Genomic DNA, 12,696 nt, shown 5'->3' with positions numbered 1-12,696 from the left:
AGGGTTTATTTCGTGATGGATAACCGTAGTCCGAGGGATCGGGCTATAAGATATTCGCTTCGGCAATGTGTCGGCGTTAAAGGGCTTTAAGCACAGGGAAGGAGGGTTGGGCGAGCCCATGATTAGGATTGGCGCCAGGAGGAGAGCGTATCCTGAGCCAGGCCCGCAATTCGCAGCTTGATGAAATTCGGGAATGGCGAGGGAAGGTTAGCGGCGGGAACCCATGCTCTCTTCGCGGATGAATCCGCTCCTACATAAGCGCTGTGGACAAGTGCACGGGGAGCGTTTTACTTGCCGATGCAGAAGCTGGAGAAGATCCGGCCCAGCAGGTCATCGCTGCTGAAGGCGCCAGTGATCTCGCCCAGGGCTTGTTGCGCCATGCGCAGATCCTCGGCCAGTAGCTCGCCGGCCCCCATCAGGGTAAGCTGGTTGCGGCCGTGCTCGAGGTACTGTTCGGCCTGGTGCAGCGCTTCGAGGTGGCGGCGGCGGGCGCTGAAGCCGCTCTCGGCGGTCTGTTGATAACCCATGCAGGCTTTCAGGTGCTCGCGCAGCAGTTCCAGGCCGTCTGCAGACTTGGCCGAGAGGCTGAGGGTGACATGGCCATCGGCACTGGTTTCCAGCTTGACTGCTTCGCCGGAGAGATCCGCCTTGTTGCGGATCAGGGTGACCCGCGCCGGGTCCGGGCGCTGTTCGAGGAACTCGGGCCACAGGGCGAAAGGATCGGCAGCTTCCGGCGCGGTGGAGTCCACTACCAGCAGCACGCGATCCGCCTCGTTGATGGCCTTAAGCGCGCGTTCCACACCGATGCGTTCCACCTGGTCATCGGTGTCGCGTAGGCCGGCGGTGTCGACCACGTGCAACGGCATGCCGTCGATGTGGATATGTTCGCGCAGCACGTCGCGGGTGGTGCCGGCGATGTCGGTAACGATGGCCGCCTCACGGCCGGCCAGAGCGTTGAGCAGGCTGGACTTGCCGGCATTAGGGCGACCGGCAATAACCACGGTCATGCCGTCACGCAGCAGAGCGCCCTGGCCCGCTTCGCGCAGCACTGTGGATAAGTCGGTGCGAACGGCGTCAAGCTGGTTCAGCACATGGCCATCGGCGAGAAAGTCGATTTCTTCCTCGGGAAAGTCGATGGCGGCTTCGACATAGATACGTAACTGGATCAGCGATTCGGTCAGCGCATGCACGCGTTTGGAGAATTCGCCCTGCAGGGATCGTAGCGCATTGCGCGCGGCCTGTTCGGAGCTGGCTTCGATCAGGTCGGCGATGGCTTCGGCCTGGGCCAGGTCGAGTTTGTCGTTGAGAAAGGCGCGCTCACTGAACTCACCGGGCCGGGCCAGACGCGCGCCCAGTTCCAGGCAACGACGCAGCAGCAGGTCGAGCACCACCGGGCCGCCATGACCCTGCAACTCCAGCACGTCTTCACCGGTGAAGGAGTTCGGGCCAGGGAAGTAGATAGCCAGGCCTTCGTCCAGCGGCAGCTCATGCTCGGCGAAGAATGGGCCGTGATGGGCGAAGCGGGGTTTCAGCTCGCGTCGGCAGATGGCCTGGGCCAGTTGCCCGGCCAGCGGGCCGGACACCCGTACGATGCCCACGCCGCCACGGCCCTGTGCGGTGGCGACGGCGGCGATGGTGTCTCGGGCATGGTTCATGGTGGCTTACTCGATGTGTACGGGTGGCTGTAGGAACGAGGGTGGATAGCTGTGAATAACAGCGATTCGCGAGCAGAGCTCGCTCCTACGACAAATGCTTGGATAGCAAAACGCCCCAATCATGGGGCGTTTGCTTGAGGCTTGGAAGCTCTGGCTAATCAGGCGTTGGCCGGTTTCGCTGCCGCTTCGATCCTGCGGGTAATGTACCACTGCTGGGCGATGGACAGGCAGTTGTTGACCACCCAGTACAGCACCAGACCAGCCGGGAACCACAGGAAGAAGAAGGTGAAGATGATCGGCATCAGCTTCAGCACGCGGGCCTGCATGGGGTCCGGCGGCGTCGGGTTGAGCTGCTGCTGGATGAACATGGTAGCGCCCATGATGATCGGCAGGATGAAGAACGGATCCTTGATCGACAGGTCGGTGATCCAGAACATCCATGGGGCCTGACGCATTTCGACCGATTCCAGCAGCACCCAGTACAGGGCGAGGAATACCGGCATCTGCACCAGGATCGGCAGGCAGCCGCCCAGCGGGTTGATCTTCTCTTTCTTGTACAGCTCCATCATCGCCTGGGACATCTTCTGGCGATCGTCACCGTACTGCTCCTTCAGCGCCTGTAGTTTCGGCGATACGGCACGCATGCGCGCCATCGAACGGTAGCTGGCAGCCGACAGTGGGAAGAAGATCAGCTTGATGATGATGGTCAGGACGATGATCGACCAGCCCCAGTTGCCGAGTACGCCGTGAATCACTTCCAGCAGCCAGAAGATCGGCTGTGCCAGGAACCACAGGAAGCCGTAGTCGACGGTCAGCTCCAGACCCGGGGACAGGGTGCCCAGGTGCTCCTGCAGCTTGGGACCGGCATAGAGGATCGCGCCGGTTTCGCCCTGCGCGCCGGCAGCAACCTGCACGGACGGGCCGGTGAAGCCTACGATGTAGTTGCCCTGGCTGTCCTTGCGGGTCTGTACCAGGTTGGTGCTGTCCTTGTTCGGCACCCAGGCGGTGACGAAGTAGTGCTGCAGCCAGGCGACCCAGCCGCCTTGCACGGTTTCCTTGAAGGACTGCTTGTCGATGTCTTTCATCGACACCTTTTTGTAAGGCTCTTCGCTGGTCCACAGCGCGGCACCCAGGTAGGTGGCAGTGCCGGTGGCGGTGGTCGAGGAAGGGTCACCGCTGTTGTCACGCTTGAGTTGAGCGAACAGGTTGCCGCTCCAGGCCTGATCGCTCTGGTTGTCGATCAGGTAACGCACGTCGACCTGGTAGGCGGACGGATCGATGCAGCCAGGCTTCTTCAGCTCCTGCTCACGCGCCGAGCACTGCGGGTTGAGGCCGCGCTTGAAGCTGTAGCGCTTGATGTAGCTGACGCCGTTCTCGCTGTAGGTGAGATCGACCACCAGGCTGTCCTGGCCTTCGGCCATTTCGTAGCTCTGCTTCTCACTGGACCACAGGGCACGGCCGCTGGATTTGTCCGGAGCGTTCTGGCCGATCAGGCCACTTTGCGCCAGGTAGGTGCGCTCGCTGCCGTTGTCGAACAGCTGGAACGGTACGTCCGGACGGTCTTGACGACGCGGGTACTGCGGCAGACGCAGCTGCACGATATCGCCACCGCGTGGGTCGATGGCCAGGTCGAGCACATCGGTCTTGACGCGGATCAGCTCGTCGCTGGCAACTGCGGTGGGGGCAACGGCAGCTGCGCTAGGCTCGGCCACTGCAGTGGGGATGTCGTCGCTGCCAGCGCTGGCGGTAGCCGCAGGCGTATCGGGCAGGGCAGGCGTCGCAGCGGTCGAGGTACTAACCTCGGCTGGCAGGGCAGCCTGGCCATAGTCCTCGTTCCATTGCAGGACCATGAGGTAGGACACGACTGCCAGGGCGACGATCAGGATCGAACGTTGGATATCCATGATTATTCGGCCATCGAAGGGGAACGGGATGTTTTTACGGGAGGAACCGGATCGAAACCGCCGGCATTCCAGGGGTGGCAGCGACCGAGACGGCGAGCTGCCAGCCAGCCACCACGCAGCAAGCCATGTTGCTCGATGGCTTCGTAGGCGTAGCAGGAGCAGCTGGGGTAGAAGCGACAGTGACTGGCCATCAGCGGACTGATGGCGTAGCGATAAACCTGAATGCAGGCTAGAGCCGCTTTACGCATGGGGATTGTCGCTTGTCCCGAAGGATAATTCTGCGTCGCGACTGGGCCGGCTTCGGGCCAAGCGTTTCCAGAGTTTGCCGAACTGCTGAGCGAGTTCGCCGTTCTCCAGATCACCTAGCCCTTTGCGGGCGACCACCACGATGTCCCAGCCTGTCAGGTTGTCCTGATTGAGGCGAAAGGACTCGCGGATTTGACGCTTGATGCGGTTGCGCTCGACGGCGAGCTTGACGCTCTTCTTGCCGATCACCAGACCTAGGCGGGGATGATCAAGCTGGTTATCGCGCGCTAGCAGCAGGACACTTTTGCCCGGAGCTTTGCCGCTTGGGGAGTCGAAGACTGCCTTGAATTGCCGGGGAGTCAGCAGTCGCTTTTCCCGGCCGAAGCCTCGACTCACCACCTGTCTGGATGAATTAGACAGTCAGACGCTTGCGGCCCTTGGCGCGACGACGCGACAGGACGGCACGGCCGTTCTTGGTGGCCATGCGGGCACGGAAACCGTGGGTACGAGCGCGCTTGATGGTGCTGGGTTGGAAAGTGCGTTTCATGGTGCGTTACCTGGGTGATCGACTAGGGTCGGAATGACCCTGGTTTAAAGAGACCGGCAATTCTAGAGAAAGCCGCGCAGTAGGTCAATTTCCAACCAACCTTATTCTCCAGATAGAAATAGAAAGAAGGAAAAGGGTTTAAAGCTCTTTTTCTATGTTTATGTTGATTAGTCTTGTCCTGGCTTGTGGACAAGCCTCTGAAGGCGGCACGCTCCGTGCCTGGGCGCAAAGGATAAGCCTGTCCAGAACAGGTGTTTGATCTGTGCGCTAGCTGCCTACAACCTGAGGATGGATTGACGTTTTACCCACAGCCTGGTTATCCGCATGCTGATCCACATGGTTTTGCAAAGGCTTATTGGGTGCTTATCCACAAGGTTCAGGGGCTTGCTGATAAGTCTCGTGAATGTGACTAAGGCTTTGATTTTACTTGGCCATCTAGCTCATGTTGTGTGGATAACTCAGCCGTGGGTCGGTACAATGGCGGCTGTTTTTGCACCGCCGCCTGGATAGGGGATAGTCAGTGTCAGTGGAACTATGGCAGCAATGCGTCGAGCTTCTGCGCGATGAGTTGCCGGCCCAGCAATTCAACACCTGGATCCGTCCTCTGCAGGTCGAGGCCGAAGGCGACGAGCTGCGTGTGTATGCGCCCAATCGTTTCGTGCTCGACTGGGTCAACGAGAAATACCTCAGTCGTTTGCTCGAGCTGCTCGGCGAGCGTGCTGGTGGCCTGGTCCCTGCGCTTTCCTTATTAATAGGCAGCAAACGCGCTGCCACTGCCAGGGTAGCGCCCACTGCGCCACTTCCTGCCGCCGCGCGCGCTGCTCAGGTTCAGGCTGCTGCTGCGGTCAGCAAGCCGGTTCCTCCACCCGCTCAGGAAGAACCCTCGCGAGCCAGCTTCGATTCCATGGCCGGTTCGGCGCCGCAACCTCCGACCCCTGCGGTGGCGCCTCGCACCGAGCGTACCGTGCAGGTCGAAGGCGGCCTCAAGCACACCAGTTACCTCAATCGCACCTTTACCTTCGACAACTTCGTCGAGGGTAAGTCGAACCAGTTGGCTCGCGCCGCGGCCTGGCAGGTAGCGGACAATCCCAAGCATGGCTACAACCCGCTGTTCCTTTATGGCGGTGTGGGTCTGGGCAAGACTCACCTGATGCATGCCGTGGGTAACCACCTGCTGGCGAAGAATCCCAATGCCAAGGTGGTGTACCTGCACTCGGAGCGTTTCGTCGCTGACATGGTCAAGGCGTTGCAGCTCAACGCCATCAACGAATTCAAGCGTTTCTACCGTTCGGTGGATGCGCTGCTGATCGATGACATCCAGTTCTTCGCCAAGAAGGAGCGCTCCCAGGAGGAGTTTTTCCACACCTTCAATGCACTGCTCGAAGGTGGCCAGCAGGTGATTCTCACCAGCGACCGCTACCCCAAAGAGATCGAAGGGCTGGAGGAGCGACTGAAATCGCGCTTCGGCTGGGGCCTGACCGTCGCGGTCGAGCCGCCCGAACTGGAAACCCGAGTGGCGATCCTGATGAAGAAGGCCGATCAGGCCAAGGTTGATCTGCCGCACGATGCCGCATTCTTCATCGCCCAGCGCATTCGCTCCAACGTACGTGAGCTGGAAGGTGCGCTGAAGCGGGTGATCGCCCACTCGCACTTCATGGGCCGCGACATCACCATCGAACTGATCCGCGAGTCGCTCAAGGATCTGCTGGCCCTGCAGGACAAGCTGGTCAGCATCGACAATATCCAGCGCACCACGGCCGAGTACTACAAGATCAAGATTACCGATCTGCTCTCCAAGCGTCGCTCACGCTCGATCGCCCGACCGCGCCAAGTGGCCATGGCGCTGTCGAAGGAACTGACCAATCACAGCCTGCCGGAAATCGGTGTGGCCTTCGGCGGTCGTGATCACACCACGGTATTGCACGCTTGCCGTAAGATTGCTGAACTTAGGGGATCCGACGCGGATATCCGCGAGGACTACAAGAACCTGCTGCGTACGCTTACAACCTGATTCGCAGCTCCACGAGGCAAGGGACTAGACCATGCATTTCACCATTCAACGCGAAGCCCTGTTGAAACCTCTGCAACTGGTCGCCGGTGTCGTGGAACGACGCCAGACGCTGCCGGTATTGTCCAACGTGTTGCTGGTGGTCGAAGGCCAGCAGTTGTCATTGACCGGTACCGACCTCGAGGTCGAGCTGGTTGGTCGTGTCACGCTGGAAGATGCTGCCGAGCCAGGCGAGATCACCGTACCAGCGCGCAAGCTGATGGATATCTGCAAGAGCCTGCCGTCCGATGCGCTGATCGACATCCGCGTCGATGACCAGAAGCTGCTGGTCAAGGCCGGTCGTAGCCGTTTCACCCTGTCGACGCTGCCAGCCAACGACTTCCCCACCGTGGAAGAAGGCCCGGGCTCGCTGACCTTCAACCTGCCGCAAGCCAAGCTGCGTCGCTTGATCGAGCGCACCAGTTTCGCCATGGCTCAGCAGGACGTGCGTTATTACCTCAACGGCATGTTGCTGGAAGTACAGAGCGGCATGCTGCGTGCCGTGGCCACTGACGGCCATCGCCTGGCCATGTGCTCCATGGAGGCCGCCATCCAGCAGGAAGGCAAGCATCAGGTCATCGTGCCACGCAAAGGTATTCTTGAACTGGCCCGCCTGCTCACCGAGCAGGATGCGGAAGTCGCCATCGTCCTGGGTCAACACCACATTCGCGCCAACACCGGCGAGTTCACCTTCACCTCCAAGCTGGTGGACGGCAAATTCCCGGATTACGAACGCGTATTGCCGCGCGGCGGTGACAAGCTGGTGCTGGCCGATCGTCAGGGGCTGCGTGAAGCCTTCAGCCGTACCGCGATCCTCTCCAACGAAAAATATCGCGGTATCCGCCTCACCTTGGCGTCTGGTCTGTTGAAGATTCAGGCCAATAACCCGGAGCAGGAAGAGGCAGAGGAAGAGATCGTGGTCGACTACAACGGCGGCGGTCTGGAAATCGGTTTCAACGTCAGCTACCTGCTGGACGTGTTGGGCGTCATGGGCACCGAGCAGGTTCGCCTGATTCTCTCCGACTCCAACAGCAGCGCCCTGCTGCAGGAAGCCGACAACGACGACTCCTCTTATGTCGTCATGCCGATGAGGCTCTAAGCCTTTAATGTCCCTCAGCCGTATCACGGTCACCGCGGTGCGTAATCTGCACCCGGTGACCCTCTCCCCCTCCTCCCGCATCAACATCCTTCATGGCGCCAACGGCAGCGGCAAGACCAGCGTGCTGGAGGCCATCCACTTGCTCGGCCTGGCCCGTTCCTTCCGCAGTACCCGCCTGCAGCCTGTCATTCATTACGAGCAACCTGCCTGTACTGTATTTGGTCAGGTGCAGTTGGCCCAGGGCGGTTCGAGCAATTTGGGTATTTCGCGGGATCGCCAGGGCGAGCTGCAAATACGTATCGACGGGCAGAATGCTCGCAGCGCTGCACAGCTGGCCGACCTGTTGCCGTTGCAGCTGATCAACCCCGACAGCTTTCGTCTCCTGGAAGGCGCGCCGAAGATTCGTCGGCAGTTCCTCGATTGGGGTGTGTTCCACGTGGAACATCGTTTTCTTGGTGCCTGGCAACGCCTGCAGAAAGCCCTGCGGCAGCGGAACTCATGGCTGCGCCATGGTACACTTGACGGTGCTTCGCAGGCCGCGTGGGACCGCGAATTGTGCAGCGCAAGCGAAGAGATCGATACCTATCGGCGCGCTTACATCCAGGCACTGAAGCCGGTATTCGAGCGTACTCTTGGCGAATTGCTGCAGTTGGAAGGCTTGACCCTGAGTTATTACCGCGGGTGGGACAAGGATCGTGAGCTGAGCGAAGTGCTCGCCGCCTCCCTCTTCCGCGATCAGCAGCTTGGGCATACGCAGGCAGGTCCGCAGCGTGCTGATTTACGCCTTCGGCTTGCAGGGCACAACGCGGCAGAGATCCTGTCGCGAGGACAACAGAAGCTGGTGGTGTGTGCTTTGCGCATCGCCCAGGGCCACTTGGTGAATGAAGCCAAGCGTGGTCAATGTATCTATCTGGTGGACGACCTACCGTCGGAACTGGATGAGCAGCATCGTCAGGCGTTATGCCGGTTGCTGGAAGATTTGCGCTGCCAGGTGTTCATCACCTGTGTGGATCATGAATTGTTGAGGGAAGGCTGGCAGACGGATACGCCGGTTGCCATGTTCCACGTGGAACATGGCCGTATCACCCAGACCCAAGACCATCGGGAGTGAAGGCATGAGCGAGAATCAAACGTACGACTCCTCCAGCATCAAGGTGCTGAAAGGACTGGACGCCGTACGCAAACGTCCCGGAATGTACATCGGTGACACTGACGATGGTAGTGGTCTGCACCACATGGTGTTCGAGGTGGTCGATAACTCGATCGACGAAGCGCTGGCGGGCTACTGCAGCGAGATCACCATTACCATCCACCCGGATGAGTCGATCAGCGTGCGTGACAACGGCCGCGGTATCCCGGTCGACATGCATAAGGAAGAAGGCGTCTCGGCAGCCGAGGTCATCATGACCGTGCTGCACGCCGGCGGTAAGTTCGACGACAACAGCTACAAGGTTTCCGGCGGCCTGCACGGCGTGGGTGTGTCGGTGGTGAACGCCCTTTCCAAGGAGCTGGTACTGACCATTCGCCGCAGCGGCAAGATCTGGGAACAGACCTATGTGCATGGCGTCCCGCAAGCACCCCTGGCTGCTGTTGGCGACACCGATGGCACCGGCACGCAGATCCACTTCAAGCCGTCCGAAGAAACCTTCGCCAACATCCATTTTAGCTGGGACATCCTGGCCAAGCGTCTGCGCGAGTTGTCGTTCCTCAACTCCGGCGTGGGCATCCTGCTGCGCGACGAGCGTACCGGCAAGGAAGAACTGTTCAAGTACGAGGGTGGCCTGAAGGCCTTCGTCGAGTTCCTCAACACCAACAAGACCGTGGTGAATCAGGTGTTCCACTTCAATATCCAGCGCGAGGAAGACGGCGTTGGCGTGGAAGTGGCCCTGCAGTGGAACGACAGCTTCAACGAAAACATCCTCTGCTTCACCAACAACATTCCGCAGCGTGACGGTGGTACCCACCTGGCGGGCTTCCGCTCCGCCCTCACCCGTCACCTGAACAACTACATTGAGCAGGAAGGCCTGGCCAAGAAGTTCAAGGTCGCCACCACTGGCGATGACGCTCGTGAAGGTCTGACTGCGATCATCTCGGTGAAGGTGCCGGACCCGAAATTCAGCTCGCAGACCAAGGACAAGCTGGTCTCCAGCGAGGTGAAAACCGCCGTCGAGCAGGAAATGGGCAAGTACTTCGCCGACTTCCTGCTGGAGAATCCGAACGAAGCCAAGGCCGTGGTCGGCAAGATGATCGACGCTGCCCGTGCCCGTGAAGCAGCGCGCAAGGCGCGTGAGATGACTCGCCGCAAGGGCGCTCTGGACATCGCAGGCCTGCCCGGCAAACTGGCCGACTGCCAGGAGAAAGATCCGGCGTTGTCCGAACTCTACATAGTGGAGGGTGACTCCGCGGGCGGTTCTGCCAAGCAGGGCCGTAACCGCAAGACCCAGGCGATCCTGCCGCTCAAGGGCAAGATCCTCAACGTCGAGAAGGCGCGCTTCGACAAAATGCTCTCCTCCGCCGAAGTTGGCACGCTGATCACCGCGTTGGGCTGTGGCATCGGGCGTGAGGAGTACAACATCGACAAGCTGCGTTACCACAACATCATCATCATGACCGATGCTGACGTCGACGGTTCGCACATCCGCACGCTGCTGCTGACCTTCTTCTTCCGTCAGTTGCCGGAGCTGATCGAGCGTGGCTACGTCTACATCGCCCAGCCGCCGCTGTACAAGGTCAAGAAGGGCAAGCAGGAGCAGTACATCAAGGACGACGAGGCCATGGACGAATACATGACCCAGTCGGCTCTGGAGGATGCCAGCCTGCACGTCAACGAGAATGCCCCGGGCCTATCCGGTGGTGCTCTGGAGAAGCTGGTTGGCGAATACCGCCGCGTGATGAAGACCCTGGATCGCCTGTCGCGCGTTTATCCCAAGGACATCACCGAACACTTCGTCTATCTGCCGAGCATTGGTCTGGAGCAGCTTGCTGACCATGCCGGCATGCAGGCATGGCTGGAGCGCTTCAGCGCCCGTCTCAAAGGCATGGAGAAGTCCGGTCAGACCTACACTGCAAGCCTGCGCGAAGACCGCGAGCGTCATGTCTGGCTGCCCGAAGTGGAGGTCAAGGCGCATGGCCTTTCCAGCTACACCACCTTCAACCGCGACTTCTTCGCCAGTAATGACTACAAGACCGTCACGACTCTGGGCGATCAGTTGAACAACCTGTTGGAAGAAGGCGCATACGTACAGCGTGGTGAGCGCAAGAAACCGGTCAGCACCTTCAAGGAAGCGCTGGACTGGCTGATGCACGAAAGCACCAAGCGCCACAGCGTGCAGCGATACAAAGGTCTCGGCGAGATGAACCCGGATCAACTGTGGGAAACCACCATGGACCCGGAAGTGCGCCGCATGCTCAAGGTCACCATCGAGGACGCCATCGCTGCCGACCAGATCTTCAACACCCTGATGGGCGATGCCGTGGAGCCGCGCCGCGACTTCATCGAATCCAACGCCCTGGCGGTGTCGAACCTGGACTTCTGACGAACTGCTAGCTAGTCGCCAGTTGGTGTGAAATAAAAAGCCCCTGCCGAAGCAAATCGGCAGGGGCTTTTTAATTTGAGCGGGCTATAGAGCTAAGGTTTAGTGCTCTTATTTGTAGCGCTTACGCCACGCAGCGCGTTGCGCTCGTACTTCCACCATGGCCGCCAGCATGGCACGGTAGCGCTTGCTGTTTAGGGTCAGCAGGGTACTCAACGGCAGCAGCAGACCGATAGAATACAGCAGGCCTGGCGCTCGCCTGCCCCAGTGCCCGACGATCACCAGCATGCACGCAGACATGGCCGTCACAATCAGCCATACCGCCCAGGGGCGACCGCGAATCACCAGAAGGTTTGCCGCGCACAGGTATAAGGAAATGCCGCCGCTGCCTAGCATCATGTAAATGCCATAGTCATCCAGGCTCGGCGGATAGACTTCCAGCAGCAGAATCTGACAGATCGCCAGGGAAAAAAGCGCCAGAAAGAAAGCGGCGATAAAGACCGGGAAGTGCCGGCGCAGTATCGAGAGAAAATCGAGTCCTTGCTTCACTCCAGCTCCTCGTAAAGACCAATAAGGTTCATCAGAGTGCTTCACCATGGGTAATGATGCCTCGTTGATGCCGATGAAATTGCTAATATGATCAACAGCTTAAAGAGACGGCAGCTGCTTTAGAACTCGACAAGGTATTGTTCGACCCGTTTGAAGAAGGTCAAGCTATCGCCGTTTCCTGTGGTGCTGACGCCACGCCGTGCGCTGGGCGCGCACATCTACCATGGCCGTCTGCATAGCGCGGTAGCGTTTGCTGTTGAGCGCCATCAAGGTAGCCAAAGACAGCAGCAGACCGATGGAGTACAGCAGGTCAGGTGCCCCTCTTCCCCAGGTCCCGACGAGGACCAGTATGCAGGCCGCCATGGCTGCGACAATCAGCCATGGCGCCCAAGGACGGCCGCGAATAACCAGAAAGTTAGCGGAGCACAGGTAAACCGACATGCCGAGGTTGGTCTGAACTATATAGGTACCGTAATCGGCCCGGGCGGGTGGATACAGTTCGAGTAGCAGGTAAAGGCTTATCGCCAAGGCAAAGAGAGCAAGATAAAAGGCGCCAATGAATATCGGAAAATGCCGTCTCAATATTGTCAGGAAATCCAGATCTGGTTTCACTCCCCTAGCTCCTTGTAAATCCAATGTGTAGGTCTGCAACATGCTGCTACCGAGCAAGCTGATGCAGACGTTCAGTGCTGATTGCTAGCGATGATTTTACCGGTTGAACCACTTGGAAGCTCACAGCCGTGTGGTAGCGACTTGCGCAGTGCCGGTGTCAGAGCCGGATTAAAGGTTTCCGGGAGGCGTCGGTGATTTAGTCCGGCATAGCGAAGAAGGCCCGCAGCAGTGCATCGTCTTGTTGCGCAAGTGGAGTGCGGTTGGCAAGCGTCGGTGCTGGTGAAGGGACCGATGCATGGTCCCCAGCCGAGGGGAAAACTCCGTAAGAGAGACGGCTAGTGGTTGCCAGTGTGTAGTATCGACCGCCCTTGTTTTGCATAAGACAATTTTTTCGAGGAAACCAGGCGCACCGGGCCTGGTAGAACCAATCATATCCGGGGCGTGGTGAATGCCCACCACGCATGTTACAAGGTGTTCTGGGACGTTGGCTGGGCGCGACCTTGT

The 12,696-nt window shown here is 59.5% G+C and carries 11 protein-coding genes; 4 read left to right on the top strand and 7 right to left on the bottom strand.

From position 1 onward, the window contains the following. Positions 1-287: 287 nt before the first annotated feature. From mnmE to rpmH, 5 genes are all read right to left on the bottom strand, one after another. Entirely contained in the window at positions 288-1,655 is a 1,368-nt protein-coding gene (mnmE, locus tag DXK50_RS04110; RefSeq protein ID WP_212629421.1) for a tRNA uridine-5-carboxymethylaminomethyl(34) synthesis GTPase MnmE, read from the bottom strand. Between the two features lie 158 nt (positions 1,656-1,813). Beyond that, the gene (yidC, locus tag DXK50_RS04105) at positions 1,814-3,559 is read right to left on the bottom strand and encodes a membrane protein insertase YidC (RefSeq protein ID WP_212629420.1); all 1,746 of its coding nucleotides are present in this window, start codon (positions 3,557-3,559) and stop codon (positions 1,814-1,816) included. Positions 3,560-3,561: 2 nt separating this feature from the next. Beyond that, positions 3,562-3,807 (bottom strand): membrane protein insertion efficiency factor YidD, encoded by a 246-nt coding sequence (gene yidD, locus DXK50_RS04100; protein ID WP_161864262.1) that lies wholly within the window; start codon positions 3,805-3,807, stop codon positions 3,562-3,564. After that, complete coding sequence (gene rnpA / locus DXK50_RS04095) at positions 3,800-4,204, bottom strand: ribonuclease P protein component (protein WP_161864261.1); 405 nt, start codon at positions 4,202-4,204, stop codon at positions 3,800-3,802. The genes yidD and rnpA overlap by 8 nt, the downstream gene beginning before the upstream one ends. Before the next feature lie 13 nt (positions 4,205-4,217). Continuing rightward, positions 4,218-4,352, bottom strand: coding sequence for a 50S ribosomal protein L34 (gene rpmH, locus DXK50_RS04090; RefSeq protein WP_003246698.1), 135 nt, complete (start codon positions 4,350-4,352; stop codon positions 4,218-4,220). A 520-nt stretch (positions 4,353-4,872) separates the two neighbouring features. Between rpmH and dnaA the strand changes: the two genes are divergently transcribed. Genes dnaA through gyrB form a run of 4 tightly spaced genes read left to right on the top strand, consistent with a single transcriptional unit; the run spans position 4,873 to position 11,034 of the window. After that, positions 4,873-6,363 (top strand): chromosomal replication initiator protein DnaA, encoded by a 1,491-nt coding sequence (dnaA, locus tag DXK50_RS04085; protein WP_161864260.1) that lies wholly within the window; start codon positions 4,873-4,875, stop codon positions 6,361-6,363. Between the two features lie 31 nt (positions 6,364-6,394). Further along, the gene (dnaN, locus tag DXK50_RS04080; protein WP_212629419.1) at positions 6,395-7,498 is read left to right on the top strand and encodes a DNA polymerase III subunit beta; all 1,104 of its coding nucleotides are present in this window, start codon (positions 6,395-6,397) and stop codon (positions 7,496-7,498) included. Positions 7,499-7,505: 7 nt separating this feature from the next. Further along, positions 7,506-8,609 carry a DNA replication/repair protein RecF gene (gene recF / locus DXK50_RS04075; protein ID WP_212629418.1) on the top strand — a complete coding sequence of 368 codons (1,104 nt, stop codon included), beginning with the start codon at positions 7,506-7,508 and terminating at the stop codon, positions 8,607-8,609. 4 nt (positions 8,610-8,613) lie between these two features. Continuing rightward, a complete protein-coding gene (gene gyrB, locus DXK50_RS04070) occupies positions 8,614-11,034 on the top strand; it encodes a DNA topoisomerase (ATP-hydrolyzing) subunit B (protein ID WP_212629417.1) in 2,421 nt (806 codons plus the stop codon). 108 nt (positions 11,035-11,142) lie between these two features. On the opposite strand, the gene DXK50_RS04065 is transcribed toward gyrB, so the two are convergent. Both DXK50_RS04065 and DXK50_RS04060 read right to left on the bottom strand, forming a co-directional pair. After that, positions 11,143-11,628, bottom strand: coding sequence for a hypothetical protein (locus tag DXK50_RS04065; RefSeq protein WP_249186610.1), 486 nt, complete (start codon positions 11,626-11,628; stop codon positions 11,143-11,145). A gap of 117 nt (positions 11,629-11,745) precedes the next feature. Next, the gene (locus DXK50_RS04060; RefSeq protein WP_212629416.1) at positions 11,746-12,192 is read right to left on the bottom strand and encodes a hypothetical protein; all 447 of its coding nucleotides are present in this window, start codon (positions 12,190-12,192) and stop codon (positions 11,746-11,748) included. Between the last annotated feature and the right edge of the window lie 504 nt (positions 12,193-12,696).

It is taken from the genome of Pseudomonas sp. KB-10 (assembly GCF_018221585.1).
Classification (GTDB): Bacteria; Pseudomonadota; Gammaproteobacteria; order Pseudomonadales; family Pseudomonadaceae; genus Aquipseudomonas; species Aquipseudomonas yangonensis.
This window is presented reverse-complemented; position numbering and strand designations above follow the sequence as displayed.

What these genes read in the sequence shown, in the direction of transcription:
- mnmE (WP_212629421.1), bottom strand. Translation starts at nt 1,655, where the DNA reads ATGAACCATGCCCGAGACACCATCGCCGCCGTCGCCACCGCACAGGGC.
- yidC (WP_212629420.1), bottom strand. Translation starts at nt 3,559, where the DNA reads ATGGATATCCAACGTTCGATCCTGATCGTCGCCCTGGCAGTCGTGTCC.
- yidD (WP_161864262.1), bottom strand. Translation starts at nt 3,807, where the DNA reads ATGCGTAAAGCGGCTCTAGCCTGCATTCAGGTTTATCGCTACGCCATC.
- rpmH (WP_003246698.1), bottom strand. Translation starts at nt 4,352, where the DNA reads ATGAAACGCACTTTCCAACCCAGCACCATCAAGCGCGCTCGTACCCAC.
- dnaN (WP_212629419.1), top strand. Translation starts at nt 6,395, where the DNA reads ATGCATTTCACCATTCAACGCGAAGCCCTGTTGAAACCTCTGCAACTG.
- recF (WP_212629418.1), top strand. Translation starts at nt 7,506, where the DNA reads ATGTCCCTCAGCCGTATCACGGTCACCGCGGTGCGTAATCTGCACCCG.
- gyrB (WP_212629417.1), top strand. Translation starts at nt 8,614, where the DNA reads ATGAGCGAGAATCAAACGTACGACTCCTCCAGCATCAAGGTGCTGAAA.
- DXK50_RS04065 (WP_249186610.1), bottom strand. Translation starts at nt 11,628, where the DNA reads ATGGTGAAGCACTCTGATGAACCTTATTGGTCTTTACGAGGAGCTGGA.